At 63.3% G+C, this 24,258-nt stretch carries 22 protein-coding genes and 1 pseudogene; 10 read left to right on the top strand and 13 right to left on the bottom strand.

Translation table 11 applies throughout. The features are described from left to right. The first annotated feature begins 159 nt into the window (after positions 1 to 159). Positions 160 to 1,239 carry a histidinol-phosphate transaminase gene (hisC, locus tag ACQKRQ_RS08955; protein ID WP_427476438.1) on the top strand — a complete coding sequence of 360 codons (1,080 nt, stop codon included), beginning with the start codon at positions 160 to 162 and terminating at the stop codon, positions 1,237 to 1,239. Between the two features lie 70 nt (positions 1,240 to 1,309). Here hisC and ACQKRQ_RS08960 read toward each other — a convergent pair whose 3' ends face one another. From ACQKRQ_RS08960 to rsmD, 3 genes are all read right to left on the bottom strand, one after another. Beyond that, complete coding sequence (locus ACQKRQ_RS08960; protein ID WP_012431644.1) at positions 1,310 to 1,567, bottom strand: YfhL family 4Fe-4S dicluster ferredoxin; 258 nt, start codon at positions 1,565 to 1,567, stop codon at positions 1,310 to 1,312. A 63-nt stretch (positions 1,568 to 1,630) separates the two neighbouring features. After that, positions 1,631 to 2,146, bottom strand: coding sequence for a pantetheine-phosphate adenylyltransferase (coaD, locus tag ACQKRQ_RS08965; protein WP_012431643.1), 516 nt, complete (start codon positions 2,144 to 2,146; stop codon positions 1,631 to 1,633). A gap of 112 nt (positions 2,147 to 2,258) precedes the next feature. Continuing rightward, positions 2,259 to 2,873 (bottom strand): 16S rRNA (guanine(966)-N(2))-methyltransferase RsmD, encoded by a 615-nt coding sequence (rsmD, locus tag ACQKRQ_RS08970; RefSeq protein WP_132376128.1) that lies wholly within the window; start codon positions 2,871 to 2,873, stop codon positions 2,259 to 2,261. Positions 2,874 to 3,114: 241 nt separating this feature from the next. Here rsmD and ftsY point away from each other — a divergent pair, with 241 nt between their 5' ends. Continuing rightward, positions 3,115 to 4,287, top strand: coding sequence for a signal recognition particle-docking protein FtsY (gene ftsY / locus ACQKRQ_RS08975; protein ID WP_427476440.1), 1,173 nt, complete (start codon positions 3,115 to 3,117; stop codon positions 4,285 to 4,287). Between the two features lie 87 nt (positions 4,288 to 4,374). Here the strand turns inward: ftsY and maiA are convergent, their stop codons facing one another. Continuing rightward, the gene (gene maiA, locus ACQKRQ_RS08980; RefSeq protein ID WP_132376130.1) at positions 4,375 to 5,019 is read right to left on the bottom strand and encodes a maleylacetoacetate isomerase; all 645 of its coding nucleotides are present in this window, start codon (positions 5,017 to 5,019) and stop codon (positions 4,375 to 4,377) included. A 25-nt stretch (positions 5,020 to 5,044) separates the two neighbouring features. Continuing rightward, positions 5,045 to 5,743: a fumarylacetoacetate hydrolase family protein gene (locus ACQKRQ_RS08985; RefSeq protein WP_342960137.1), complete on the bottom strand. Its 699-nt coding sequence runs from the start codon at positions 5,741 to 5,743 to the stop codon at positions 5,045 to 5,047. 228 nt (positions 5,744 to 5,971) lie between these two features. Here ACQKRQ_RS08985 and ybiB point away from each other — a divergent pair, with 228 nt between their 5' ends. Then, on the top strand, positions 5,972 to 6,943 hold the full coding sequence (gene ybiB / locus ACQKRQ_RS08990; RefSeq protein WP_132376131.1) for a DNA-binding protein YbiB: 972 nt from the start codon (positions 5,972 to 5,974) through the stop codon (positions 6,941 to 6,943). Between the two features lie 499 nt (positions 6,944 to 7,442). Further along, positions 7,443 to 8,483 (top strand): annotated as a pseudogene (locus ACQKRQ_RS08995) (2-isopropylmalate synthase); the annotation flags it as partial. A 186-nt stretch (positions 8,484 to 8,669) separates the two neighbouring features. On the opposite strand, the gene ACQKRQ_RS09000 reads toward ACQKRQ_RS08995, so the two are convergent. Together ACQKRQ_RS09000 and ACQKRQ_RS09005 are read right to left on the bottom strand one after the other, a co-directional pair. Next, positions 8,670 to 9,053, bottom strand: a complete 384-nt coding sequence (locus ACQKRQ_RS09000) for a nuclear transport factor 2 family protein (RefSeq protein ID WP_132376133.1) — start codon at positions 9,051 to 9,053, stop codon at positions 8,670 to 8,672. Between the two features lie 43 nt (positions 9,054 to 9,096). Further along, positions 9,097 to 9,660 (bottom strand): acyloxyacyl hydrolase, encoded by a 564-nt coding sequence (locus ACQKRQ_RS09005; protein ID WP_427476443.1) that lies wholly within the window; start codon positions 9,658 to 9,660, stop codon positions 9,097 to 9,099. A 363-nt stretch (positions 9,661 to 10,023) separates the two neighbouring features. Between ACQKRQ_RS09005 and rpoH the strand changes: the two genes are divergently transcribed. From rpoH to cydX, 5 genes are all read left to right on the top strand, one after another. After that, positions 10,024 to 10,959 carry an RNA polymerase sigma factor RpoH gene (gene rpoH / locus ACQKRQ_RS09010; RefSeq protein ID WP_007179432.1) on the top strand — a complete coding sequence of 312 codons (936 nt, stop codon included), beginning with the start codon at positions 10,024 to 10,026 and terminating at the stop codon, positions 10,957 to 10,959. 338 nt (positions 10,960 to 11,297) lie between these two features. Further along, positions 11,298 to 11,558 (top strand): cytochrome oxidase putative small subunit CydP, encoded by a 261-nt coding sequence (gene cydP, locus ACQKRQ_RS09015; RefSeq protein WP_427476446.1) that lies wholly within the window; start codon positions 11,298 to 11,300, stop codon positions 11,556 to 11,558. Further along, entirely contained in the window at positions 11,548 to 13,140 is a 1,593-nt protein-coding gene (locus tag ACQKRQ_RS09020; protein WP_408178269.1) for a cytochrome ubiquinol oxidase subunit I, read from the top strand. The genes cydP and ACQKRQ_RS09020 overlap by 11 nt, the downstream gene beginning before the upstream one ends. A gap of 35 nt (positions 13,141 to 13,175) precedes the next feature. Further along, positions 13,176 to 14,312 (top strand): cytochrome d ubiquinol oxidase subunit II, encoded by a 1,137-nt coding sequence (gene cydB / locus ACQKRQ_RS09025; RefSeq protein ID WP_427476448.1) that lies wholly within the window; start codon positions 13,176 to 13,178, stop codon positions 14,310 to 14,312. A 28-nt stretch (positions 14,313 to 14,340) separates the two neighbouring features. After that, positions 14,341 to 14,457, top strand: a complete 117-nt coding sequence (gene cydX / locus ACQKRQ_RS09030; protein ID WP_132376138.1) for a cytochrome bd-I oxidase subunit CydX — start codon at positions 14,341 to 14,343, stop codon at positions 14,455 to 14,457. A 130-nt stretch (positions 14,458 to 14,587) separates the two neighbouring features. Here the strand turns inward: cydX and nagE are convergent, their stop codons facing one another. The 5 genes from nagE to ACQKRQ_RS09055 form a co-directional block, all read right to left on the bottom strand. Continuing rightward, a complete protein-coding gene (gene nagE, locus ACQKRQ_RS09035; RefSeq protein WP_427476450.1) occupies positions 14,588 to 16,363 on the bottom strand; it encodes an N-acetylglucosamine-specific PTS transporter subunit IIBC in 1,776 nt (591 codons plus the stop codon). Between the two features lie 110 nt (positions 16,364 to 16,473). Beyond that, positions 16,474 to 19,038: a phosphoenolpyruvate--protein phosphotransferase gene (gene ptsP / locus ACQKRQ_RS09040; RefSeq protein WP_207915658.1), complete on the bottom strand. Its 2,565-nt coding sequence runs from the start codon at positions 19,036 to 19,038 to the stop codon at positions 16,474 to 16,476. Between the two features lie 38 nt (positions 19,039 to 19,076). Next, positions 19,077 to 20,084, bottom strand: coding sequence for an SIS domain-containing protein (locus tag ACQKRQ_RS09045; protein ID WP_427477154.1), 1,008 nt, complete (start codon positions 20,082 to 20,084; stop codon positions 19,077 to 19,079). Then, positions 20,077 to 21,180, bottom strand: a complete 1,104-nt coding sequence (gene nagA / locus ACQKRQ_RS09050; RefSeq protein WP_132376141.1) for an N-acetylglucosamine-6-phosphate deacetylase — start codon at positions 21,178 to 21,180, stop codon at positions 20,077 to 20,079. Before nagA ends, ACQKRQ_RS09045 begins: the two co-directional genes overlap by 8 nt. A gap of 102 nt (positions 21,181 to 21,282) precedes the next feature. Next, positions 21,283 to 22,017, bottom strand: a complete 735-nt coding sequence (locus tag ACQKRQ_RS09055; protein WP_132376142.1) for a GntR family transcriptional regulator — start codon at positions 22,015 to 22,017, stop codon at positions 21,283 to 21,285. 371 nt (positions 22,018 to 22,388) lie between these two features. Between ACQKRQ_RS09055 and ACQKRQ_RS09060 the strand changes: the two genes are divergently transcribed. Then, on the top strand, positions 22,389 to 23,315 hold the full coding sequence (locus ACQKRQ_RS09060; protein WP_408178264.1) for a bifunctional helix-turn-helix transcriptional regulator/GNAT family N-acetyltransferase: 927 nt from the start codon (positions 22,389 to 22,391) through the stop codon (positions 23,313 to 23,315). A 13-nt stretch (positions 23,316 to 23,328) separates the two neighbouring features. Here the strand turns inward: ACQKRQ_RS09060 and ACQKRQ_RS09065 are convergent, their stop codons facing one another. Then, on the bottom strand, positions 23,329 to 24,141 hold the full coding sequence (locus tag ACQKRQ_RS09065) for a MetQ/NlpA family ABC transporter substrate-binding protein (RefSeq protein ID WP_427476454.1): 813 nt from the start codon (positions 24,139 to 24,141) through the stop codon (positions 23,329 to 23,331). Positions 24,142 to 24,258: the final 117 nt, after the last annotated feature.

Here is a 24,258-nt window from a genome sequence, read left to right on the forward strand (position 1 = left end):
GCCTTGCATGGGACCGGACTAAGCGCTAAAGCGCTAACTCCGGTCGACCGCCTTGCATGGGACCGGACTAAGCGCTAAAGCGCTAACTCCGGTCGACCGCCTTGCATGGGACCGGACTAAGCGCTAAAGCGCTAACTCCGGTCGACACAGGAGAATTGCTTGAGCCGCTATTGGAGTGACATCGTTCACCGTCTGACGCCATATGTGCCGGGCGAACAGCCCGCGGTCGCGCATCCGGTGAAGCTGAATACCAACGAGAATCCGTATCCGCCGTCGCCGCGCGTACTCGAGGCGATCCGGCAGGAACTGGGCGACGCCGCCGAATCGCTGCGGCGCTATCCTGATCCGACCGCGCAAAAGCTCCGCGAAACGGTTGCCGCGTATCACGGCATCCGCGCTGAACAGGTGTTCGCGGGCAACGGCTCGGACGAAGTGCTCGCGCTCACGTTCCAGGCATTGCTCAAGCACGACAAACCGTTGCTGTTCCCGGACATCACCTACAGCTTCTACCCGACGTATGCGCGACTTTTTGAAGTCGACTACCGGACCATCCCGCTCGACGACAGCTTTGCGATCAACGTCGACGATTACGCGTCGCCGAATGGCGGCATTCTGTTTCCGAACCCGAACGCGCCGACCGGACGTCCGCTGCCGCTCGCCGATATCGAGCGCCTGGTGGCGAGCAACCCCGATTCCGTGGTGGTGATCGACGAGGCCTACGTGGATTTCGGCGCCGAATCGGCTATCAGTCTGATCGACCGCTATCCGAATCTGCTGGTCGTTCAGACTGTGTCGAAATCGCGTTCGCTGGCGGGAATGCGCGTCGGCTTTGCGTTCGGCAACCCGGAATTGATCGGCGCGCTGAACCGCGTGAAGGACAGTTTCAACTCGTACCCGCTGGACCGCCTGGCGCAAGTCGCGGCCACGGCGGCATACGAAGACGACGCGTGGTTTCGCGACACCCGCGCCAAGGTCATTGCAAGCCGCGAGCGACTGGCCGCGGGGTTGACGGCGCTGGGCTTCGAGGTGGTGCCGTCGGCGGCGAATCTGCTGTTCGCTCGTCACGAAGGCTACGACGCCGCAACGCTTGTGCTGCGACTGAGGCAAAAGGAGATTTTCGTGCGCCATTTCAAGGCGCCGCGCATCGACCAGCATCTGCGCATCTCGGTCGGCACCGACGCCGAATGCGACATTCTGCTGGACGCATTGCGCGAGATCTTCAGCGCATACGTCGGATAGCACGGCGCAAAGCGTTCCCGCAAAAAAACGGCGAGGCCAAAAGCCTCGCCGTTTTTTTAGACTCCGTACTTCACGCGCCCTTCGCAGCCTGCAGCGCGTGGTACTTCGCCATCAAGCCATCGGGCGTCTCCAGATGGTCCGGGTCGCGCGGAATGCACTCGACCGGACACACCTGAATACACTGCGGCTCGTCGAAATGCCCGACACACTCGGTACATTTCTTCGGGTCGATCACGTAGATTTCCGGGCCCATCGAAATTGCGTCGTTCGGGCACTCGGGCTCGCACACGTCGCAATTGATGCACTCGTCGGTAATCATCAAGGCCATACTTCTCTCACTTCACGCCGGCCGCAGCCAGCTTTGATCCGTCAAACCGACAGTTTACGCCGGTTACGGCTGTCCCGCCGACGCGCCGCTAGCCGGATCCATCGCGGCGACCTTTTCCGTCAGCCATTTTTCGACCGACGGGAACACGAACTTGCTGACATCGCCGCCGAGTTGCGCGATTTCACGCACGATCGTGCCGGAGATGAACTGGTATTGATCGGACGGCGTCATGAACATGGTTTCGACGTCGGGCAGCAAATAGCGATTCATGCCGGCCATCTGGAACTCATATTCGAAGTCCGATACGGCGCGCAGCCCGCGCACGATCACCCGCGCGTTATTGGTGCGCACGAAATCCTTCAGCAGCCCCTTGAAGCTCATCACCTGAACGTTCGGGTAGTGCCCGAGCACTTCGTGAGCGATGTCGAGGCGCTCTTCGAGGGTGAAAAACGGCTTCTTGTTGCGGCTGTCGGCAACGCCGACCACCAGCGTGTCGAAAATGCTCGACGCGCGCCGAACGAGGTCTTCGTGACCGCGCGTCAGCGGGTCGAACGTGCCCGGGTACACGGCGACTACCATGAGACTTCTCCTCTCTTCAGACAAAGGGGCACGTCAAAGCGTCCACGCGACGCATTTGGCACCGACCGCGCCCGTGACGGCAAACCGCCCGGCGCTTGTTTTGGAACGCGCATTATTCCTTATTTTCGCGCTGCAGCAAATGAAAGTGGACAGCGCCCGCTTTACCTTGCCGCACGATTTCCCACCCGGCGAGCGTCTCGTTCTCATCGAGTTCGAGCGCCTCGCCAGCTTCCACGTACAGAAATCCGTCCGCGCTCACGAGCGGCACCGCCAGCGCAAGCGCTTTGCCGAGCAGATCGTCGCCGAACGGCGGGTCGAGAAATACGACGTCGAACGAACCGGGCGCGAGACTCGCGGCGAGGCGCAAACCGTCAGCTTCAGCGATTTCGATTGTGCGCGCCGACAGGCGTTCCTGATTCGCGCGCAACTGGCTGGCGGCCCGCGCATTGCGCTCCACCATCAAGACTCGTGCCGCGCCGCGCGACGCCGCCTCGAAGCCCAGCGCGCCGCTGCCAGCGAACAGATCGAGGCAGCGCTGGCCGTCCAGATTCTGGCCGAGCCAGTTGAACAGCGTCTCGCGCACGCGATCGGGCGTGGGGCGCAGGCCGTCGAGGTCGAGCACGGGCAACGGCGTGCGCTTCCAGTCGCCGCCGATGATACGGATGGCGTGCGGCTTGCCGCCTTTGGACGAAGCGCCATGGGCGCGTGAAGGTGCTGAACGGGGCATGCAGTTTCGATTACGTGATGAAGGCGCCCGCAACGTCGATACGTGCGGGCCGGAGCGCCAACGTTACCACAGCGACGCCCCGCGTCCAGCCTGGCCGTTCGGCCGATACGACGGGCGGCGGCGCGCCTGATAAAATGTGCGGCTTCCAGCGCCTTGCATCCCGCATCGCAACGCTGCCTGCCGCTCCCGCCGGTCTTATGCCGGCTGCGCGCATCGGCGCGCGCTCTCACCACGCCAGATCATGTTCAGCTTTTTCAAACGATTCAAGGGTTCGAAAGAGTCCGATAACGCGCCAGAAGAGTCGCAAACAGCGCCAGAAGCTTCGACGCTAGACGCCGTGGAGGCGCCTGCGCCCGTCGCGCCCGCTGCCCCGCGCCCAGCCGCTGCGCCGGTTCGCGTCGAGACGCCACCCGTGGCCGCTCCGTCCGCGATCGAGCCCGAACCCGAGCCGGAAGCATTCGCCTTCGAGGAAACCGTCGAAATCGTGCCGCCGCCGCTGCCGGACGCAGGCGCGAAACGCTCCTGGCTGACGCGTCTGAAGACCGGCTTGTCGAAGACGAGTTCGAATCTGACCGGCATTTTCGTCGGCACGAAGATCGACGAAGACCTGTACGAAGAACTCGAAACCGCGCTGCTGATGTCGGACGCGGGCGTCGACGCCACCGAATTCCTGCTCGAAGCGCTGCGCGAAAAAGTGCGCACCGAGCGCCTCGCCGATCCCCAGCAGGTCAAAGCGGCGCTGCGCACGCTGCTGGTCGACCTGCTCAAGCCGCTGGAAAAATCGCTCATGCTCGGCCGCGCGCAGCCGCTCGTGATGATGATCGCCGGCGTCAACGGCGCGGGTAAAACCACCAGCATCGGCAAGCTCGCCAAGCATCTGCAGAGTTTCGACCAGTCGGTGCTGCTGGCCGCGGGCGACACGTTCCGCGCCGCCGCGCGCGAGCAACTGGCCATCTGGGGTCAGCGCAACAACGTGACCGTGGTGTCGCAGGAAAGCGGCGACCCGGCGGCGGTGATCTTCGACGCGGTCGGCGCCGCGCGCGCGCGCAAGATCGACGTGATGATGGCGGACACGGCCGGCCGCCTGCCGACCCAACTGCATCTGATGGAAGAACTGCGCAAGGTGAAGCGCGTGATCGGCAAGGCGCAAGACGGCGCGCCGCACGAACTGCTGCTGGTGATCGACGCGAACACCGGCCAGAACGCGCTCGCACAAGTGAAGGCTTTCGACGACGCGCTCGGCCTCACCGGCCTGATCGTCACCAAACTCGACGGCACGGCGAAGGGCGGCATTCTGGCCGCGATCGCGCGGCAGCGTCCGATTCCCGTGTATTTCATCGGTGTCGGTGAGAAGGTCGAGGACTTGCAGCCGTTCAGCGCGGAAGAGTTTTCCGACGCACTGCTGGGCGGCTGAACGCCAAACAGCGTCCGCGGCTAAAGCAGCAAAAAGGGCACTCCGAGGAGTGCCCTTTTTTCATCCTGCCTGCCGGATCAGGACAGGTCACTCAGCGTCCGGTTGCGCGCCGGGCGCCGCGCGGGCAAACGCGTCGAGTTGCATCGCGTGATCGTAGATGCGCTGAATGGTCGGAAACTTCGCCGTGTCGACCTTGAAGCGCTGCGCGTTGAACACCTGCGGAATCAGACAGGTATCGGCGACGGTCGGCGTATCGCCGAAGCACAGCTTGCCCGTGCGCGAATCGCCCGCCAGATGCGTTTCGAACGTCGCGAAACCCGCTTCCACCCAGTGACGGTACCAGGCGTCCTTGGCATCGTCGTCGAGACACAAGGTGTGCTTCAGATACTTCAGCACGCGCAGATTGTTCAGTGGATGGATCTCGCATGCCACCTGCAACGCCAGCGCACGTACATATGCGCGATCGGCCGGCGTCGCGGGCAGGAGCGGCGGCTCGGGATGCGTCTCTTCCAGATACTCGATGATCGCGAGCGACTGCGGCATCACGTCATTGCCGTCGACGAAGGTCGGCACGATCCCGTCCGCATTCACCTTGCGGTATTCGGGCTTCAACTGCTCGCCGCCGTCGCGCACAAGGTGCACCGGCACGTAGTCGTACGGCAGATTCTTCACGTTCAGCGCGATGCGCACGCGATAGGACGCCGAGCTACGGAAATAGCTGTAGAGCTTCATGTTGTCTGTCTCCCCCAACTGGCCGTCAGACGACGCGCACGCTGAGCTCGCCGAGCCCGTCCACGCCACCCTTCATCAGATCGCCCTGCACTACCGCGCCGACGCCTTCCGGCGTGCCGGTGAAAATCAGATCGCCGGGTTGCAGTTCGAACAGTGTCGACAGATAAGCGATCGTCTCGGCCACCGACCAGATCAGTTGCGACACGTCCGAGTTTTGCTTTTCGTCGCCGTTCACCGACAACCAGATCGCGCCCTTGTCGACATGGCCGACGGTCGTGACCGGATGAATCGGACCAAGCGGCGCCGAGTGATCGAAGCCCTTCGCGGTATCCCAGGGACGGCCCAGCTTCTTCGCTTCGGCCTGCAGATCGCGGCGCGTCATGTCGAGACCGAGCGCGTAACCGTAGACGTGGTCGAGCGCGCTCTCGGCCGGAATGTTCTTGCCGCCCTTGCCGATCGCCGCGACCATTTCCATCTCGAAGTGGACGTTTTTCGACTGCGACGGATAGGGAAACTCGCCGGTGGCGCCGGGCGCGACGTACAACACGGCATCGGCCGGCTTGGCGAAGAAGAACGGCGGTTCGCGGTCGGGATCGTGTCCCATCTCGCGCGCATGCGCCTCGTAGTTGCGGCCCACACAGTAGATGCGACGCACCGCGAACTGCTCGCTGGACCCCACAACCGGCACCGCGACCACCGGTGCGGGTGCAAATACGTAACTCATCCCGTTCTCCGTTTCTTGATGTGTGCCGCCAGCGCGACAATAAAACATCGAGTGTAACGCGCGACAAAGCGCCGCGCGCGCCAGTTCGGCATGGACCGGCAAGGCCCGCACCGCGGGCGTGCTGTCTCGCGGGATCGCCATAGATGCGATACTCACACTCAATAGCGTCTCCTGAATACCGCGGCCGACCGCTCCGAGGCGGCACGCCAACACGTCCCACTGCGCCCGATGACCGACTCCGCCGACACCGTCAATCCCTTCCCCTGCGCCCGCTTCATCAAGGAAATCGGCCGCGGCCCGAACGGCGCCCGCGCGCTGACCGCCGACGATACACGCACGCTCTACACCGCCATGCTCGACGGCCGCGTGGCCGAGCTCGAACTCGGCGCGGTGCTGCTCGCGTACCGCGTGAAGGGCGAAACCGCCGACGAACTCGCCGCAATGCTGGCCGGCGCGCATGCGTCGTTCGAGCCGGTTCATCTGCCGCACGGCACGTTTCGGCCCGTCTCGATACCCAGCTACAACGGCGCGCGCAAGCAGCCGAATCTGGTGCCGCTGCTCGCCCTGCTGCTGGCGCGCGAAGGCGTGCCGGTGCTGGTGCATGGCGTCACCGAAGATCCGGGCCGCGTGACGAGCGCGGAGATCTTCACGCATCTGCAAATTCCGCACGCGCGATCGCACGCCGATATCGAAGACGGTCTCGCTGAGCACCGCCTTGCGTTTGCGCCGATCGGCGTGCTCGCGCCGAAGCTCGCGCGCCTGCTTGCGCTGCGCCGGCGCATGGGCGTGCGTAATTCGACGCACACGCTGGTGAAAATCCTGCAGCCGTTCGCGCCCGCGGGTTTGCGCCTCGTCAACTACACCCACCCGCCGTATCGCGACAGCCTCACGCAACTGTTCAACACGCATCCGGACGCGGCCGCCGGCGGCGCGCTGCTTGCGCGCGGCACAGAAGGCGAAGCGGTGGCCGATACGCGGCGCCAGGTGCAAGTCGACTGGTTGCACGACGGCGTCTGCGAAACGCGCGTGCCGCATGAACGCTCGTCGCCGGATGCGCCGGAAGTGGACTTGCCCGAGGCTAAAGATGCGCCGACGACAGCGGCCTGGATCAGCGCCGTATTGCGTGGCGAAGCGCCCGTGCCGAGCGCGATCGAACGGCAGGTCGAACTGATCGTGGACGTCGCAAGAATGCCGGTGTAACCGCCTCGGCGTAAGCGCTGCGGCGCGCTTGCCGTCGCCCGCTGCGACCTGCGCGGGTTGACACGCCGCGACGCGCCGTCATACATTAGACCCATGCGTTCCCTTCCGAACACCCTCCGAATTACCTCCGGCCGCCTAGCGCGGCCCCTATCGCTACGCCTAGCGTAAGTCAGGCGTAGCGCCGCGCGTTGGCAGCTCAGGTTGCTCGAAGCGCGGTCTCTCCAGCAGTTCCGTTGTTCCGTTTCACCCCCTAAGCGTAGTTCTTCACAACCTGTAGTCGTTTGCATTCGTCCGTTTACCGCGCGGACGAAGCGCGAGGATCAAATGCACGCCGCATGGGCTTTATCCACGTCCGTTTTCGCCGTCACGATGACGCTGTTCGTTCGCGCCCGTTCGTTGTTGCCGCTAGCCCCCGGCTGGCGGCCCGTGCACCCGTGGCAGTCCGCCAACCGCTCGACGCCACATCCTTTCGCATGCGACACAACGAACGAGGCTCACCATGTTGCAAAATCCCGCTGAAAAATATCGCCCCTTCCCCACCGTGCGGCTGACCGGCCGCAAATGGCCGAGCCGCACGATCGACCAGGCGCCGGTCTGGATGAGCACCGATCTGCGAGACGGCAATCAGGCGCTGATCGAGCCGATGAACGCGGCGCAAAAGCTCGAGTTCTTCGAGATGCTGGTCGCGATCGGCTTCAAGGAAATCGAGGTCGGCTATCCGTCGGCGTCGCAAACGGATTTCGATTTCGTCCGCAGGCTGATCGAAGAAAGGCGCATTCCCGACGACGTGACCATCGAGGTATTCATGCCGTCGCGCGCGGAACTGATCGCGCGCACGTTCGAGGCGCTGGAAGGCGCGCCGCGCGCCATCGTGCACTTGTACAACGCGATCTGCCCGTCGTTTCGCCGGATCGTGTTCAACCAGTCGAAGGCCGAAATCAAAGCGCTGGCCGTGGCAGGCACGCAAATCATCAAGGAGCATGCGCAGGCGCGGCCGGACACGCATTGGACCTTCCAGTACTCGCCGGAAACGTTCAACGCGGCCGAACTGCCGTTTGCACGCGAGGTGTGCGACGCGGTGGCGCAGACGTGGCGGCCCACGCGCGATCACAAAATGATCATCAACCTGCCCGCGAGCGTGGAAGCGGCGACACCGAACGTATTCGCCGACCAGATCGAATGGATGCACCGCAATCTCGGCTATCGCGACAGCATCGTGCTGTCGGTGCATCCGCATAACGATCGCGGCACCGCGGTGGCCGCCGCGGAACTGGCGCTGCTGGCGGGCGCGGACCGCGTCGAAGGCTGTTTGTTCGGCAACGGCGAGCGCACCGGCAACGTCGATCTCGTGACGCTGGCGATGAATCTGGCTGCGCAAGGCGTCGATACCGGGCTCGATTTCTCGGATATCGAGGCGGTCCGGCGCGTCGTGGAGCGCTGCAATCAGTTGCCGGTGCATCCGCGGCATCCGTATGCGGGCGATGCGGTGATTCGAGCGAAAAGCGGGGAGCGACAAGGCGTCGCGGCGCATGAGCCGGAAGTGGCCGAAGCCGGTGCGGCCGATCGTCGCGAGTGGAGCGGTGTGGATGACGAAAGCGTCGCTGCCTGAGAATCAGGGCGAGTGACGCAAGAACCGACGCACAAGCGCGCTACCCGCGTGCCCGCGTCAGCCGGAGCAACCCGCTCACAAGGCGCGGCCAGCCCGGAAACAGTGAGCTCAAAAGGCTCACTCGATTGCGCAACGCGTTGCCTGCCAGGCAATCAGGCGCCATCGCCCGTCTTCCTGCGTATGGATCGCCGTGTAGGCGATCGGAAACAGCAGCGCTCCGTTATTGGCTTCCATTTCGATCAGCGCCCGGCCGGTCACGACGCAGGTCTCGCGCCCGACCGGCAGCACCTCTTGCGACTGAATCTCGATCTGCCGATAGCGGCGGCGGCCCGCGGTAATCCCGTCGATGAACTGCCGTTTCGTTTCCCGCTTGCCGTTCGTGTGAACGTAGCTCACGTTGTCCGCGAGCAGCGTGTCGAGCGATTGCCCGTCGCCGTCGACCATCGCGCGAAAACGCTCTCGCTCGAGCTCGCGAACCGCTTCGATTATCTTTGCCGCCATCGCTCAGCCCCTCGCACCGGTGAGCCGAACGTGGCCACGGTCGTCAGAAGTTATATTGCAGATATAGCTGGTGGAAATTTATACCAGGATTCGGCTCTTTGATACCGCCGTTGGAAATATGCTGGAAGCGATAGCCTGCCTGGTACTGCTGGTGGCTGCCGAACTGCATGCCCACGCCGGCCATGTCGGCGAACTGGAACGCAGTGCCCAATGTGAAGGTCGAAGAAATCCGGGGACTCGACAGCAGCCGGATGCCCGCGCCCAGTTCGGCGTACGGGCGGATCACGCCCGATCCCTTGATGAAGCGGATGATCGGCGTCACGCCGATTTCGCCGATGTTGTCGTGCACATTGCCTTCGTTGGTGTGCCACCAGGCCACGTGCGCTTCGCCGATTAGCGAGAAATGCCAATCACCGATCTGCCACCAGGTCAGATCCGGGTCCCAGACGAAACCGAGGTCGAGTTTCTTGACGTGGCGATCGCCGAGGCCACCCGCCACCTGCACGCCAAACTGGTCCGCCGAAGCCCATCCTGAAGTTCCCACCAGCACGGCGCCAGCCGTGATATTTAGAGCCAGACCACGCAAAGCATTCTTTTTGTTGTTCATCTAACACCCGAGCTCCGCCGAACGTTGAACAATCCTTAACCGTTTTGCGTATTGTAAAGACAATCTCAATTCAGTGGATCGTATGAAGAAACCCGACTTTCCGCAATTAGTCACGTCAAAACTAGCAAAAGTCGGTCACTTATAACAATGAAGGCGATCTGTTAGGTAAGTTCTACGTTCCGAGCAAAGAAGCCGAAGGAGGCGTACCATGGCTATTGAATCGTGAATTTCAATAGGAATTTACGGAACTTGGATGCCCCTACAGCCTCTAAGTATTAGCACTCGGCAATTCAGAGTGCTAACATCCAACGCTGGAGTCGTTACCTGAATAAGCTTTTGTCTGATTCCAAAGGAGTTTCCTACGTGAGCCATGCAATGACCCTTCCGAGTACTTTGAGCCCGTCGTCGGCTAAGGCCGCTTCGGCAGGTGCACTGGCGCTCTCGCATTCCTCGCTGCTGCCCGGTCAATTGGGCAATATCGACGCCTACATCCAGGCCGTAAATCGGATTCCGATGCTGACGCCGGCGGAAGAACGCCAGTTCGCCACCGAATTTCGCGAGCAGGACAACCTAGAGTCCGCGCGCCGTCTCGTCCTGTCGCACCTGCGGCTGGTCGTATCGATCGCGCGCAACTATCTGGGCTATGGACTGCCGCACGCCGACCTGATCCAGGAAGGCAATATCGGCCTGATGAAGGCCGTGAAGCGCTTCGACCCGGAGCAGAACGTGCGCCTAGTGTCGTACGCCATGCACTGGATCAAGGCTGAGATCCACGAATACATTCTGCGCAACTGGCGGATGGTGAAAGTCGCCACGACCAAGGCGCAGCGCAAGCTGTTCTTCAACCTGCGCAGCCACAAGCAAGGGCTGGGCGCGTTCACGCCGGACGAGATCGAAGGTCTCGCCAAAGAGCTGAATGTGAAGCGCGAAGAAGTGTCCGAAATGGAAACGCGCCTCTCAGGCGGCGATATCGCGCTGGAAGGGCAGGTCGAGGACGGCGAAGAGTCGTACGCGCCGATCGCCTATCTGGCCGACTCGCATAGCGAGCCGACCGCCGTGCTGGCTTCGCGTCAGCGCGACAAGCTGCAAAGCGACGGTATCGCGAGCGCGCTGGACGCACTGGACGCCCGCAGCCGCCGCATCATCGAGGCACGCTGGCTGAAAGTGGAAGACGACGGTTCGGGCGGTTCGACGCTGCACGAACTGGCCGACGAATTCGGTGTGTCCGCCGAACGTATTCGCCAGATCGAGGCAAGCGCTATGAAGAAGATGCGCGGTGCGTTGACCGAATACGCGTAAAGCTTGAAGATTGTCAGCATGCCGGTTCGCCCGGCGCGCGGTATCCAGCCGCCAAGCCCCGCCCTCGCAAGACGGCGGGGCTTTTTTTCGCCGACGCCGCGGCGTTTTCGCGCACGCGCACACTGACGCAAGAACATCACCGCGCAACACGCGTTTCTTGACGTATCACAAACCAGATAGCAATACTGCTTGAACGGGGCAAGTCTCGCGACCCAATGCCGCAGCGCCGAACTGTTGCGCGCGAGGTTCTACTCCTAGAATCGGGATGCACTCGCCAAACCGCCCAAGCGGCCTGGCGCCAGCCGGATTCACCGGTGTGAAGTTGCCTTCTACCGATCATGACCACAGCCCTCAATCGCAGCACCACCCACCGCCCGAGCCTGCGCAAACGGTTCCACGGCTGGGTGCGCGGTCCGACGCTGGCGCGGGATATCGCCATCGTCCTCGCCATCAAATTCGTACTGCTGATGGCGCTCAAGTACACGTTCTTCAATCATCCACAGGCGGAGCACATGTCGCTGCCGCCTGAGCAAGTCGCGCAGGCGCTGTTGTCCGTGCCTGCCTCGCATCCGTCCCAAGGTGATCAACATGCCCGTTAGCGAAGTCGTAGAACTGTCGCGCCTCCAGTTCGCCATCACCGCGCTTTACCACTTTCTGTTCGTCCCGCTCACGCTCGGCCTGTCCTGGTTGCTCGTCATCATGGAGTCGGTCTATGTGATGACCGGCAAGCAGATCTACAAGGACATGACCCAGTTCTGGGGCAAGCTGTTCGGCATCAACTTTGCGATGGGTGTCACCACCGGCCTCACGCTGGAATTTCAGTTCGGCACAAACTGGTCGTATTACTCGCACTATGTCGGCGATATTTTCGGCGTGCCGCTCGCGGTTGAAGGGTTGATGGCGTTCTTCCTCGAGTCGACCTTCGTCGGCCTGTTCTTCTTCGGCTGGAACCGGCTCTCGAAGACCCAGCATGTGTTCGTCACGTTCCTCGTGGCGCTCGGCTCGAACCTGTCGGCGCTGTGGATTCTGGTGGCCAATGGCTGGATGAACAATCCGGTCGGCGCTACCTTCAACTATCAGACCATGCGCATGGAGCTCGACAGCATCTTCTCCGTGCTGTTCAATCCGGTCGCGCAAGTCAAGTTCGTGCATACCGTGTCGGCCGGTTATGTGACGGCGTCGATGTTCGTGCTTGGCGTGTCGTCGTGGTATCTGCTGAAGCGCCGCGACACTGAATTCGCATTGCGTTCGTTCGCGATTGCCGCCGGCTTCGGTTTGGCGTCTACGTTATGCGTGATCGTGCTCGGCGACGAATCCGGCTACCGCACCGGCGAAGTCCAACAGGTCAAACTGGCCGCGATCGAATCCGAATGGGAAACCGCGCCCGCGCCGGCTCCGTTTACGATCATCGGGATTCCGAATCAGAAGGAAGAGCGCACTGACTACGCTATCCGGATTCCCTACGCGCTCGGCCTGATCGCCACACGTTCGCTCGATGAACCCGTGGTCGGCCTGAAAGATTTGATGGCGCGCAACGAAGAGCGCATCAAAAACGGCATGCTCGCCTACGCCGCGCTACAGAAGCTGAAGCAAGGCGACATCACCGACGAAGCCAAAGCCGACTTCGACGCGCACAAGCAGGATCTCGGCTACGGCCTGATGCTCAAGCAGTTCACCGCGAACGTCACCGACGCCACGCCGGATCAGATCGCCCAGGCCGCGAAGAAAACGATCCCGCCTGTGGCACCCGTGTTCTTCTCGTTCCGCTTGATGGTGGGCCTCGGCATTCTGTTCCTCGCCACTTTCGTGCTGGCGTTCTGGTTCTGCGCGCAGCGCTCGTTGTTGCTGGAGAAGCGCCGCTGGTTCCTGCGCTGGGCCGTGTGGGCGATTCCGCTGCCCTGGCTCGCGGCGGAGTTCGGCTGGATTGTCGCTGAAGTGGGCCGTCAACCGTGGACCATCGCGGGCATTCTGCCGACCAACCTGTCGGCCTCGAGCCTGACACCGAATGACCTGTATCTGAGTATCGCAGGCTTCGTGGTGTTCTACACGGTGCTGTTCATCATCGAAATCATGCTGATGTTCAAGTACGCGCGGCTCGGGCCCTCGTCGCTGCATACGGGCCGCTATCACCACGAACAACAGCCGCTGAATCAGCCGCTGCCGACCAACACGGCCGCCTGATTCGCCGCCACTGAGCTTCAAGGGAAAAGATCATCATGGATTACGCAACCCTCAAACTGATCTGGTGGGTGCTGATCGGCGTGCTGCTGATCGGCTTCGCGCTCACCGACGGCTTCGACATGGGCGCGGCGATTCTGCTGCCGTTCATCGGCAAGACCGACGCCGAGCGGCGCATCGTCGTGAACACGGTGGGCGCGACGTGGGAAGGCAATCAGGTCTGGCTCATCACGGCGGGCGGCGCGATGTTCGCCGCGTGGCCGCTGGTGTACGCGGCATCGTTCTCCGGTTTCTATTTCGCGATGCTGCTGGTGTTGTTCTCGCTGTTCTTCCGGCCGGTCGGCTTCGACTACCGCAGCAAACGCGAAGACCCGCGCTGGCGCACGGCGTGGGACTGGGCGCTGTTCGTCGGCGGCTTCGTGCCGGCGCTGGTGTTCGGCGTCGCGTTCGGCAACCTGCTGCAAGGCGTGCCGTTCTCGTTCGATACCGACCTGCGCGTCACCTATCACGGCGGCTTCTTCGCGCTGCTCAACCCGTTCGCCGTGTTGTGCGGCCTCGTCAGCGTCTCGATGCTGACCGCGCACGGCGCCGCCTTCGTCAAGATGAAAGCGGACGACATCGTCGCCGAGCGCGCTTCGCTGGCGCTGCGGATCGCTTCGCTCTCTTGCGTGGCGCTGTTCCTGATCGCCGGCGCGCTGATCTCCACGATGATCGGCGGCTATCAGGTGATCGACGCCCCGCCGCTCGACACGGTCGCCAATCCGTTGATGAAGAACGTGATCGGCGCACCGGGGCTGTGGCTCACCAACTACGCGAACTATCCGTGGATGGTGAGCGCGCCGGTGGCCGGTCTCGCAGGCGGCGTGCTGGCCACGTTGCTCGCGCGCTCGCGCTTCGAAAAGAGCGCCTTCCTGTCGACTTCGCTGATGATCATCGGCGTGATTCTGACGGCGGGCTTCTCGATGTTCCCGTTCATCATGCCCTCCTCGCTCGACGGCCGCAGCAGTCTCACCGTGTGGGATTCGACCTCGAGTCGCATGACGCTGCAGATCATGCTGATCGCCGTGATCATTTTCCTGCCGATCATCCTGATCTATACGAGCTGGGTGTATCGCGTGATGCGCGGCAAGGTGACCGCCGCCGCGCTCGAAGAAAATCACCATACGATGTATTGATCCGCAACACGCTTAACAGGAGTTTGCGATGTGGTATTTCAGTTGGATTCTCGGGATCGGCGTGGCGTTGGCGTTCGGCATCATCAATGTGATGTGGCTGGAATCGCATCGGCCGTCGGAAGCCGGCGCACAGAAGAGACGCTAAAACTGCATGTGCCGGCCACGGGCCGGTAAACGGAAAAGCGGCACCTTGAATGATTCAAGGTGCCGCTTTTTTATTGCTGCATGACTACTGGAGGTGAAGCAGCGCGAGCCGCTCCTGCTTCAGCACTGCGTCATGCCGGCAAAGGCGTTGCACCGCCGCTTTGCGTCGTGCGCGTTGTCAGCTTTTCAGCGTAGCGCTGCGCCGCATCGCCGACGACGATATGGAACGTGTCCGCAGAAATCCACGCCGTATCGAGCGTCGCCAGACGTTGACGATCAACCGCCGACGGATCCCGCACGACGATACGCAGACGCGTGGCCGCCACCGCATCAAGCGACACCACGTTGCCCGCGCCGCCGAACACGGCCAGCCAGCGCAGCGGATCGGGATCGAGCGGACCGCTACTTTGAGCACCCGAAGCTGCAACCGGCGCAGCCGCCACTGCCGGAGCCGCAGCGGCAGCCACCGGCTTCACCACCTCACCACCACCCTGCGCGATCACCGTGCGAATTTCGTCCGCGATGATGTCCGCTTCCGGTCCGATGATCACCTGCACGTTGGTCGAGCCGCGCTTGAGCACACCACGCGCACCGATCGTCTTCAGTTCGTTTTCAGAGACCTTGTTCGAATCGACCACCGACAGACGCAGTCGCGTCGTGCAGGCATCCACCACCGACAGATTCGACGCACCACCGAGTGCAGCGATATAACGCTGCGCACGCGGCACAGCCGCACCGGCGACCGGCGAAACGAAACCACCAGCAGCAAACGAGTCGACTTGTTCATCGGCTGTAGCGGGTTCACGGCCCGGCGTCGCCATGTTGAATTTGCGGATGAAGAAGCGGAACAACCCGTAGTACACCACCATGTAGACGAGACCGATCGGAATCGCCCACCAGCCACGAGTCGACAGGCCGTAGTTCAGCACGTAATCGATCGCGCCAGCGGAGAACGTGAAGCCGAGGTGAATGCCGAGCGCCGAACAGATGGCGAGCGAGAGGCCCGTCAACAGTGCGTGGATCACGTACAGCACCGGTGCGAGGAACATGAAGCTGAATTCGATCGGCTCGGTCACGCCCGTCAGGAACGACGTGAGCGCCATCGAGAACAGCAGGCCGCCGACCAGCGCGCGGCGCTCCTTCGGTGCTTCATGGAACATTGCCAGACAGGCAGCCGGCAAGCCGAACATCATGACCGGGAAGAAGCCCGTCATGAAAGTGCCGGCAGTCGGATCGCCCGCGAAGAAGCGATGCAGGTCGCCCGTCACGGCGGCGCCGCCCGGCGGCGTGAACGTGCCGAACACGAACCACGTCAGCGAATTGAGGATGTGATGCAAACCCGTGACGAGCAGCAAGCGGTTCAGCACGCCGAACACGAACGCGCCGAGCGCGCCCGCGGTGGTCAGCCAGTGGCCGGCCGTATCGATCACGGCTTGCACCGGTTGCCACACGTAGCCGAACACTATGCCGAGCACGAGGCAGACCACCCCCGTCACAATCGGAACGAAACGTTTCCCTCCGAAGAACGCGAGGTAATCGGGCAGCTTGATGTCTTTGTATCTGTTGTACAGCAAGCCCGCGACGATACCCGCCACGATCCCGGACAACACGCCCATGTTGAGCTTGTCGTTGATGTCCTTCATCACCGCGACTTCGACCAGATAACCGATCGCGCCGGCCAGACCCGCCACGCCGTTATTGTCTTTCGCGAAGCCGACCGCCACGCCGATCGCGAACAGCAGCGGCAGGTTGTCGAAGATCGCGCCGCCGGCGTCGGCGATCATCTTGATGTTGAACACATCGGGTTGACCGAGGCGCAGCAGCAGGCCGGCAACCGGCAGCACCGCAATCGGCAGCATCAGCGCGCGTCCCAGCCGCTGAATCTTCAGAAACGGATTCCCATCCATTGATACCTCCAATCCTTGTCTCTTTGTTGAACGCCGTGATTAAACGGCGTCGTTGAGTTTTGTAGCTATGAGTAATGACTGAGCGAAGCTGGCTGCGGACCGTATGGGGTTCAGTCCAAAGGCCAGGTTTCGCGGCTTGCTGCTCTTACCGCCTGCGCCGATTCGAGCGCCAGGGCATCCTGGGCGCGTTGACGGCACAGCTGATAATCGAGGTTGCGCACCCGCGCCTTGATGCCCGGCACCGACACCGGGTCCACCGAAAGCTCGGTCACGCCAAGGCCGACCAGCAGCGGCACGGCGAGCGGGTCGCCCGCCAGCGCGCCGCACACGCCGACCCATTTGCCGTGCTTGTTCGCGCCTTGCACGGTGGCCGCGATCAACCGCAGCACAGCCGGATGCAAGCCGTCCGCCTGGGCGGCGAGGTCGGCCTGGCAACGGTCCATGGCGAGCGTGTATTGCGTCAGATCGTTGGTGCCGATCGAGAGGAAATCCGCGTGTTGCGACAGTTGATCGGCAAGCAGCGCCGCCGACGGCACTTCGATCATCACGCCGACTTCGATCGGCTCCGTGCGGCCCGACTCGCGCGCGAATTCGTCGATACGCTTGCGGATACGGATCAATTCGCCGACGTCGGTCACCATCGGCAGCAGGATGCGCACGGCGCCGAGCGGCTGCACCGCCAACAGGCCGCGCAACTGATCGTCGAGCAGATCCGGGCGCACTTGCGCGAGTCGGATGCCGCGCAAGCCGAGCGCGGGATTCGGTTCGGGCGGCAGCGTCAGATAGTCGACTTCCTTGTCCGCGCCGACATCCAGCGTGCGGATGATCGCGGTGCGGCCGCTCAATGCGTCGACGATTCCCTGGTAGCTCTGACGATGTTCGTCCGTGGTCGGCGCAGCGGCGCGGTGAATGAACAGCAGTTCGGTGCGCAACAGGCCGACGGAATCGGCGCCGTTTTCGACGGCGGTCTTCGCGTCGTCGAGCGTGGCGATGTTCGCGGCCACTTCGATCGCGCGGCCATCGGACGTGGCCGCCGCTTGCTGCGAGGTGCGGCGATTTGCTTCGCGCACATCGGCGAGGCGAGTGCGCTCGGTGCGTGCGCGTTCGACATCGAGTTCGGTCGGCGCGAATTCGAGGCGGCCGGTCGTGGCGTTCACTACCACTTGCGTGCCTTCGGGAATCGCATGCAACGCGTCGCCGACTGCCACCAGCGCGGGAATACCGGCCTGACGCGCGAGAATCGCCGCATGCGAGGTCGCGCCACCGCGCGCCATCACCAAGGCGGTAACACGTGAGCGATCCAGCGTGGACAGATCCGACGGCGTGAACTCTTCAGCCGCCAGCACGGCCTCTTCCGGCAACGTGCGCGCTGCGGCGTTTGTGTAACCCAGCGCGCGCAGCACGCGCTTTTCAATGTCCCGCAGATCGGCGGCGCGTTCCGCGAGCAACGCGTCTTCGATATTCGTCAAGATTGCGATCTGTGCGCGGATCGCTTCGCGCCACGCAAAACCGGCGCTCTTGCCGAGGCTGATCAGATCGCGCGCGGCGTCGAGCAGCGTCGGATCTTCGAGCAGCACGCGATGCACCGCGAAAATGCCCGCTTCGCCAACCGCGCCGCGTTGCGAGGCGTCGCGTACGGTCGTGCCGAGGTCCGCATCGACCGTGGCAATCGCCTTGTCGAGCAGACGGCTCTCCGCAGCCGACGTGCCGTTCGCTTTTTCGGGCGGATCGATGTCCGCGTCGTCCCAGCGCACCAGCTTGCCGACCGCGACGCCCGGCGCCGCGCAGACGCCGGCGAGTGTATTCGGCGCGAGCGGCTCGCCCGCCGGACGCGCGACGGCCTGCGGCGCCGGCGAGCTTTGGCGCGCCGGTTTTTCTTCGACTTCGCCGTGCGCTTCGCGCGTCAGTTCATGCGCGATCGCCTCGATTGCGGCCTTTGCTTGCGGGCCAACGCCGAGCAACTCGATGGTCGCGCCTTCACCTGCGCCAAGGCCCAGCAAACCGACCACGCTTTCGATCGCCGCCTTGCGTCCTTCGTAACGCACTTCGACGCGTGCGTCGAAGCCGCGTGCCGCTTCACGTGCACGCGCCGCCGGGCGTGCATGCAGACCGCCTGCGTGAACCAGCGTGACCTGCTGACGCGCTTCTTCCGTCACGTTCGTTGCACTCGCCTCGCGCGAGGCTTCGGCCGCGGCGCCGCCGCGCGCACGCAGCACCAGCAACGGCGTTTCACCCGCCTTCAGCAAGCCGCCTTGCACACGTTCGACGATCTCGAACGCATCCGAATTGGCGATCGCGATCACCGACACGAGGCTCGGCGCATTCAACGCGACCTGATCCTGATCGAATTCGATCAGCACATCGCCAGCGCGCACGTGAGCGCCTTGAGCGACCATCGGCGCAAAGCCCTTGCCGTTCAGTTCGACCGTATCGATACCGATATGCAGCAGAATTTCGGCGCCTTCGGCCGTGGCCAGCGTCACGGCATGACCGGTGCGCGCGAGATGGGTGACGGTACCGTCGCACGGCGCGACGAGTCGGCCCTCGAGCGGATCGATGCCGATGCCGTCGCCGAACATGCCGCCCGAAAACACAGGGTCGGGCACATTCGCGAGCGGCACGACCGGACCGGTCATGGGCGCGAGTAAAACAATATGGCCTTCAGAATGGCTCATCAAGCGGGACTCCTCGACACGTCGCATCTGATTTCTCGTCAGTGAGTTTCGGTGACTTTGTTGAGATGGCGCGGCGCATCGGGATTGCGCCCGCGCGCGGCGGCAAGGCCGGCGGCCATCACGTAAAAGGACAGGATTGCGGCGATCGGATCGAGCGCCGCATGAGCGGTGGGGGCAAGCGGCAGCGTGGCTTCCGGCACGTCGGCCGGCGCTGCGAGCAGAACGCGGGCGCCGCGCGCCTTCATATCGCGCGCGAGTTGCAGCAAGCCGGCCTGCTCGGGCCCGCGCGGTGCGAAGACCAGCAGCGGATAGTCGCGATCGATCAGTTCCATCGGACCGTGACGCACTTCCGCGCTCGAAAACGCTTCGCCCTGAATGCCGGAGGTTTCCTTCAGTTTCAGCGCGGCTTCCTGCGCAATGGCAAGACCCAGACCGCGGCCGATCACGATCATCCGCTCGACGCCGCGCAATTCCTCCACGGCTGCCGACCAGTCGAGTTCACCGGCGGCACGCAGTGCTTCGGGCAGCGTCTTCAACGCAGCGAGCAATTCGGCGTCCTGCTGCCAATGCGCGACGAGCTGCGCGGAAATCGACAGCATCGCGATATAGCTCTTGGTGGCCGCGACGCTCAGTTCCGGACCGGCTTCGAGCGGCAGCTCGAATTCGCACGCGTCGGCCAAGGGTGAGCCCGACACGTTCACGGCGGCAACGGTCAGCGCGCCGGCTTGGCGCAGCGCTTCCATGGTGCCGACCAGGTCAGGGCTCTTACCCGATTGCGAGAACGCCAGCGCGAGTTGATCGCGCACCTGCAGCGGCGCCTGTTGCAGCGTGGCGACCGACATCGGCAGCGAGGCGACCGGCACGCCGAGGCGGCTCATCGTCAGGCTGGCGAAGTAGCTCGCCGCATGGTCGGAGCTGCCGCGCGCGACCGTCAGCGCGACATGGCGCGGCTGCTGGGCGAGCTTCGCCGCCAGCGCCTCGACGCGCGAGGTGTCCGTGAGTTGCGCGGCGACCGTTTCAGCGGACGCCAGCGCCTCTTTAAGCATATTCGACAATTGCTTCTCCTTCGACGTAAGTCGCGGTCAACGCCAGTTCACGATCGAACACGACCACATCGGCCCATGCACCGCGCGCGATGCGGCCGCGGTCTTCAATGCCCAGGTAGTCGGCGGCGTAGCGCGACAAACGGTTCGATACATCGGCGATCGGCAAGCCGATCGACACAAGATTGCGCAGCGCCTGATCCATGGTCAGGGTGCTGCCGGCGAGCGTGCCGTCGGCGAGACGCACGCCGCCGAGGCACTTCGTCACATGCTGGCTGCCGAGGCGGTATTCGCCGTCGGGCATGCCGGTGGCCGAGGTGCTGTCCGTGACCACATAGAGACGCGGAATCGCGCGCAAGGCCGCGCGGATCGCCCCAGGATGGACGTGCAGCAGATCGGGAATGATTTCGGCGAACTCGGCGTGCGCGAGCGCCGCGCCGACGAGGCCTGGATTGCGATGGTGCAGCGGCGACATGGCGTTGAACAGATGCGTGAAGCCGCAGGCGCCGTGCTTGAGCGCGGCGACGGCATCGTCGTAAGTGCCGAGCGAATGGCCCAGTTGCACGCGCACGCCGCGCGCCGCCATTTCGGAGATGATCTCCATATGGCCGGCAATTTCCGGCGCCAGCGTGACCACGCGAATCGGCGCGATGGACAGATACTTCAGCACTTCGTCCATCACCGCGGAGACCGCCGCGTCTGGTTGCGCGCCGAGCTTGCCGGGGTTGATGTACGGCCCTTCCAGATGCACGCCGAGCACGCGCGCGCCGCCGGGCGTGCGAATCCGCGCGTTGTTGCCCAACTCAGCGACGACGCTCATCAGTTCGTCGCGCGGCGCGGTCATGGTGGTGGCGAGCAGGCTGGTCGTGCCGTAACGCGCATGCGTGCGCGTGATGGTTTCGATCGCGTTGCCGCCTTCCATCACGTCGGACCCGCCGCCGCCATGCACGTGCAGATCGATGAAGCCGGGCAGAATGTACGGCGCGTCGTTCGTCGACGGATCGACGCGTTCGCCGGTGAGCGCCGTGATGCGGCCGTTTTCGTATTCGAGCGTGCCGTGAATCCACCCATCGGTGGTGAGTATGTTTCCGGTCAGCATGAGTCTCTCTGGTGAGGCGTGATACGGGGCGTGACTGAATGGCGCCTGACGGCGGCGCCGCACCTGAACTTGCGGGCTTCGCGCTCTGCCCGGTCGAGCAGTTCAGGTGCGCAATTCAGCGACAAAGTCGTAGTAATCGTCGCGGCAATAGGTGTCGGTCAGTTCGATTGCGCGCTGGTCGGCGCTATAGCCGATACGGGTAATGACCAGCAGCGCCGAGCGCGGTTCGATGTCCATCAACGAAGCGATCTCGCTCGAAGCGTTGACCGCGCGGAAGTGTTGCAAGGCGCGCACGACGGCGGCGCCACGGCGTTCGAGATAGCTGTAAAGCGAGTCGCCGATGGCGTGCGGATCGGGCACGATCGCCGCCGGCAAGGCCGAATGCTCGACCGCCATGACGATGCCGTCCGCGCGCCGCAGGCGCCGCAGACTCGTCACCGCCGCGCCGGGCGACAGGCCGAGGTGCACCAGTTCGTCACGGTTGGCGGCGCGGATATCGCGCTCGAGCCACACCGAATCCGGCCGGAAACCGCGCTGCTGCATCTTCTTCGTGAAGCCGGTGAGCCGCGAAAGCGGGTCTTCGACGCGCGGCGTAATGAAGCTGCCTGCGCCGCGAGCGCGCCGGATCAACCCTTGCTCGACCAGCAACTCGATCGCCTTGCGCGCCGTGATGCGCGACACGCCGATCGCGTCCGAGAGCGTGCGCTCCGAGGGCAGCGCCTCACCGGCCGACCACACGCCGCAGTGAATCGCTGTCGCAAGATTGCGCGCGAGCTGCAAATAGAGCGGCGTGACGTTGCGGGCGTCAGGCATCAGTGCGGACCAGCGAGTTTCCATGGGGCTCCGGCGGCCTTCGCGAAAAGGTAGGCCTACGAAAAATGAGAGCCCATTATATAACCAACATAATACCAGTCAATCAACTGGTTCCATGCTGGTATGATTTGGCGCAAAGCCTTGCTGAATAAGGCTTAGAGGGGCATTCGCAGGCGCTGGAGAGGGTTTTTTGGAGCCCAGGATTTACCCGTATTGGGCTTCAGGAAGGCATCTGACCGGCTTTAAGCGGGGTTTCAGTACGCTGACACGCCGCCGCGATCGATACCTTTTTAATACCAGTGCCGATCAAGCCTTTGCCGGCGTGGCTTTTGTAATGGGGTGCGTTCCAATATAGTGCTGAGTAGCAAGCTATAACAATCCCCTGGGAGCAGCATTTGACAGATTCCGAGGCGCTGAGGCGCGCTCAGGCCGTCCGCCATTTCAACCGCTTCTATACCCGACACATTGGCGCACTGCATGAGCATTTGGCAAAGAGCGCGTTCTCATTGACCGAGGTGCGCGTACTGCACGAGCTCTCCCGCGGACGTCCTCAAACGGCCTCGGTGCTCGGGCGTTCCCTCGGTCTCGACAGCGGTTATCTCAGCCGTCTGCTGACCAGCTTCGAACGACGCGATCTGATCACGCGCCGCCCGTCCGAGACGGACGCGCGCCAGTCGCTGATCGCGCTCACGGACAGCGGCCACGCCGCGTACGCACCGCTCGATAACGCGGCGATCGAAGAAGTGTCGATACTGCTTTCCGGCCTCACGGCTCTCTCCCAGGATCAGTTGATCACCGCGATGAAGACCATCGAGCGGCTGCTCGGCGACAAGCCGAGGCACGAACTCGTGGTGCTCCGCCAGCCGCGCCCAGGTGAATGCGGCTGGCTCGTGCATCGGCAGGCGCAATGGTTCGCCGCGCAATACGACTGGGATCCATCGTTCGAGGGATTGCTCGCGCGGGTCGTCGCCGATTACACGCAACGCAACGATCCGGTGCGGGAGATGTGCTGGGTCGCCGATCAGGAAGGCATGGTGGTCGGGTCGGTCTGCATCGTCGGCGTGTCGACGACAGTGGCCGGCGTGCGGCTGCTGTGGGTCGAGCCAGATGTGCAGCGGCTGGGGATCGGCACGCAGTTGCTGAGCGAATGCGTGCGCTTTGCGAGGCGCGCGGGCTATACGAAGCTCACGCTGACAACGGCCGCCTCGCTCGAACAACCACGGCGCCTGTGCGAGCGCACCGGGTTCAGGCTCGCCGGCACGGCGGCTGAGCGCCGTTTCGGCAAGGACCTGATGATCGAGCGATGGGAATTAGGCTTGTAGCAAGCGTCGCCGCTTAGAACGACGGCACCACCGAACCCTTGAACTGCGTCTTGATGAACTGGCGCACGTCTTCCGACTGGTAAGCGGCCACCAGCTTCTTGACCCACGGCTTGTCCTTGTCCTGCGTGCGCACGGCGATCAGGTTCGCGTACGGGCTATGCACGTCTTCGAGCGCGATCGCATCTTTGGTCGGCTGCAGGCCGGCGGCCAACGCGAAGTTCGTGTTGATCGCGGCGGCGTCGACGTCCGACAGCGAGCGCGGCAATTGCGCGGCGTCGAGTTCGACCAGTTTGATTTTCTTCGGATTGTCGGCGACGTCGAGCGGCGTCGCGTTATTGCCGTTCGTGCCCGCGCCGGTCTTCAGCTTGAGCACGCCTTGCGCTTGCAGCAACAGCAGCGCGCGGTTTTCGTTCGACGGATCGTTCGGCACCGCGACCTTCGCGCCTTGCGGCAGATCCTTCAGCGACTTCAGCTTCTTCGAGTAGATGCCGAGCGGCGAGATGTACGTGAGACCGGCATTGACGATCTTGTAGCCGCGCTGCTTGATCTGGCTATCGAGGTACGGCTGATGCTGGAAGCTGTTTGCGTCGAGGTCGCCGGCGTCGAGCGCGGCGTTCGGCTGCACGTAGTCGTTGAATTCGACGACCTTCACGTTCAGGCCTTCGCGCTTCGCCACTTTGGCGACGACTTCCCAGATCTGCGCGTCCGGGCCGCCGATGGTGCCGACCTTGATGACTTTGTCGTCGGCGTGCGCGCCGAAGCTGGTGAAGATCGCCGTGCTGGCGACGACTGCCGAGAGGGCTTTGAGGATGTTTCTGCGCTGCATGTGATTCTCGCTTGTTTCTAATCGACGGCTTGATCGGTGACGTGATCGATGGCTCATCGACTTCTGATCGGTGTCAGATTCGGGTGGAAGCCGACGGCGGACATTGCTTTTGACAAT

The organism is Paraburkholderia sp. NPDC080076 (genome assembly GCF_050281145.1).
Lineage (GTDB): Bacteria > Pseudomonadota > Gammaproteobacteria > Burkholderiales > Burkholderiaceae > Paraburkholderia.